The sequence below is a fragment of the Rhodococcus chondri genome (assembly GCF_036327435.1).
In the GTDB taxonomy this organism is placed as follows: domain Bacteria; phylum Actinomycetota; class Actinomycetes; order Mycobacteriales; family Mycobacteriaceae; genus Rhodococcus; species Rhodococcus chondri.
The window spans coordinates 1-2,216 of the sequence record NZ_JAUZMZ010000332.1 but is presented as its reverse complement, the minus strand read 5'-3'; the positions used below and the strand labels follow the sequence as shown (position 1 = coordinate 2,216).

Genomic DNA, 2,216 nt, shown 5'->3' with positions numbered 1-2,216 from the left:
GTCCAGGCCGACGGCGGCGACGCCGAGCAGTTCGGCGGCGCCGTGCGCCGGTGCGGCGAGTTCGGGCGAGCCGCCGTCGACGAGCAGCGCCTTCGACAGGGCGGGCCGCGAGTACGCGGGCCGCGGTTCGTCGCCGACGACGGTCAGCACCCCGTCGAACCCTGCCGCGCGCAGGGTGTCGCACGCCGTCTGCCCGGCGATGCCGTTGCCGACGACGACGATCCGGTGGGGAACTGCGGTGCTGTTCATGTCGGTTCCGTTCATGGCGGTCTCAGGCCAGTTTCAGGGCGGCGACGGGGCACACCCGCACGGCGGCGCCGGCGGCGGCGAGCTCGGCGCTGCCGGCGGGCAGCTCGTCGACGTCGAGGACCAGTTCGCCGTCGTCGTCGAGGTGCATCAGGGTCGGGGCGGCCTCTTCACACAGTCCGTGGCCTTCGCAGCGGGGTCGATCGAGCACGATTTTCATGCGGGAACCACCTTCAGGATTTCGAGTCGGTCGATGGAACGGGTGATGTTGCCGGGCACGCGCACGGGCTCGCCGGCCACGAGTCGCTGGGCGTGGGTGGCCAGGGCCGCGATGACGGCGTGGGCTTCGAGGCGGGCCAGGCCCTGGCCGGCGCAGCCGTGGGGGCCGTAGCCGAAGGACAGGTGGTCGACCGGGTTGCGTTCGACCAGGAAGGTGTCCGGGTTCTCGTAGTGCCGCGGGTCGCGGTTGCCCGCACCGAAGAGGATGGCCACCTGGGAGCCGGCCGGGACCAGGATGCCGTCGATGTCCACGTCCTCGGTGACCGTGCGGCCCCAGGCGTGCAGCGGGGCCCAGAAGCGGAGCACCTCGTTGAACGCGGCGGGTACCAGGGCGGGGTTCTCGCGGATCAGCGCGAACTGGTCGGGGTGGGCGGAGAACAGCGCGACGATGTTGCCCAGTGCGGTGATCGTGGTGTCCACGCCCGCGCCGAGGTACTGGTGGATGATGTGGCCGGCGGTGTTCGCCGGGATGGCGCCGCGGGCTTCGGCGTCGAAGATGCCGCGGCCGACGGAGCCGGGCGTGAGATCCTCGGCCTGCACCTTCGAGCACCATTCGTACAGCTCCCCGGCGATGGGGAAGTTCTCGGCGGTGCGCCGGTTCAGGGGTCCGATGACCTCCATGGCGGCCTGTCCCCAGCGCAGCATGTTCTCGCGGGCCGTGCCGGTGAAGCCGATCAGGTCGGCGACGACCTCGAGGGGGAAGGCGCGGGCCAGCGCGTCGATGGCCTCGAACGAGCCCTCGGACACCAGATCCGCGACCAGGGCGTCGGCCTTGGCGGTGATGGTTCCCTTGAGTCCGCGCAGCGCGCGTGGGGACAGGTTCTCGGTGAGGGTCGCGCGCAGTTCGGTGTGGATCGGCGGGTCGGAGGCCAGCGAGGTGCCCTGCAGGGCGTCGTTGACCATCGGGTTGAAGCCGATCGCGCGCGACGAGAAGGTGGCCGGATCGTTGAGGGCGTCGCGGATCACGTCGTACCGGGTCAGGGCGTAGACGTTGTTGGTGGGCAGGTGCACCACCGGGGCGAGCTCGCGCAGGGCGGTGAACGTCGGGTACGGGTCGGTCAGGATGTCGTCGGCGAACAGGTCGAGGTCGGCGCTCGGGGGACGGCTGCTGGTCATGCCTTCAGTGAAGTGACTCCTATTACATAAAGCCAACTCATATTTTGCATGGAGAAACATGTGTGTTGTGTATGGATGGCGGGCGGCACGGCGGTGGGCGCGGTGCGCGCGAGACCCCACACTGCTGTAGCAGATTGCTACACTGAGCGGGTGGCACTTCGCGCGAAGGAGGAAGTCATGACGCACGTCGCCGACAAGGTGACCCGGTTCTCGTCCGAGCTCGTCGAGGCGGCCGCAACCGAGGGAGAACGCGAAAACCGTTCGGCCCGACAGCAACTCGAGCACTGGGCGCGGGTCGGCCGAGAGGTGTCGGACCAGCGCCGGGTGGCGCGGCGACGAGTCGAGGCCGCGCTCGCCGGGCGGGTCCCGCTGCGCGAACTGTCGCCCGAAGAGGGCGTGGTGTTCAACGCCGAGATCGCCGCGGCCCTCGACGAGTCGCTCGCCACCGGCAACCATATCGCCGACCGGGCCGCGCAGGGCCGCGCGACGATCGCGCTCGACGAGCAGGGCCGCGTCGTCAAACACCTGCCCGACGGCACCCAGATCGTGCTGTGAGACGTCTCGATCTGATCGTC

General features: G+C 70.0%; 4 protein-coding genes. 1 reads left to right on the top strand and 3 read right to left on the bottom strand.

The genetic code is table 11. The features are described from left to right. The 3 genes from Q8814_RS25855 to Q8814_RS25845 all read right to left on the bottom strand — a co-directional run. The coding region (locus tag Q8814_RS25855; protein WP_330154787.1) for an FAD-dependent oxidoreductase at positions 1 to 249 on the bottom strand (249 nt) is incomplete at its 3' end. A gap of 22 nt (positions 250 to 271) precedes the next feature. Continuing rightward, on the bottom strand, positions 272 to 466 hold the full coding sequence (locus Q8814_RS25850; protein ID WP_330154786.1) for a ferredoxin: 195 nt from the start codon (positions 464 to 466) through the stop codon (positions 272 to 274). Next, positions 463 to 1,641 (bottom strand): cytochrome P450, encoded by a 1,179-nt coding sequence (locus tag Q8814_RS25845; RefSeq protein WP_330154785.1) that lies wholly within the window; start codon positions 1,639 to 1,641, stop codon positions 463 to 465. Before Q8814_RS25845 ends, Q8814_RS25850 begins: the two co-directional genes overlap by 4 nt. A 177-nt stretch (positions 1,642 to 1,818) precedes the next feature. Between Q8814_RS25845 and Q8814_RS25840 the strand changes: the two genes are divergently transcribed. Next, on the top strand, positions 1,819 to 2,196 hold the full coding sequence (locus Q8814_RS25840) for a TA system antitoxin ParD family protein (protein ID WP_330154788.1): 378 nt from the start codon (positions 1,819 to 1,821) through the stop codon (positions 2,194 to 2,196). The last annotated feature ends 20 nt before the right edge of the window (positions 2,197 to 2,216 follow it).

What these genes read in the sequence shown, in the direction of transcription:
- Q8814_RS25845 (WP_330154785.1), bottom strand. Translation starts at nt 1,641, where the DNA reads ATGACCAGCAGCCGTCCCCCGAGCGCCGACCTCGACCTGTTCGCCGAC.
- Q8814_RS25850 (WP_330154786.1), bottom strand. Translation starts at nt 466, where the DNA reads ATGAAAATCGTGCTCGATCGACCCCGCTGCGAAGGCCACGGACTGTGT.
- Q8814_RS25840 (WP_330154788.1), top strand. Translation starts at nt 1,819, where the DNA reads ATGACGCACGTCGCCGACAAGGTGACCCGGTTCTCGTCCGAGCTCGTC.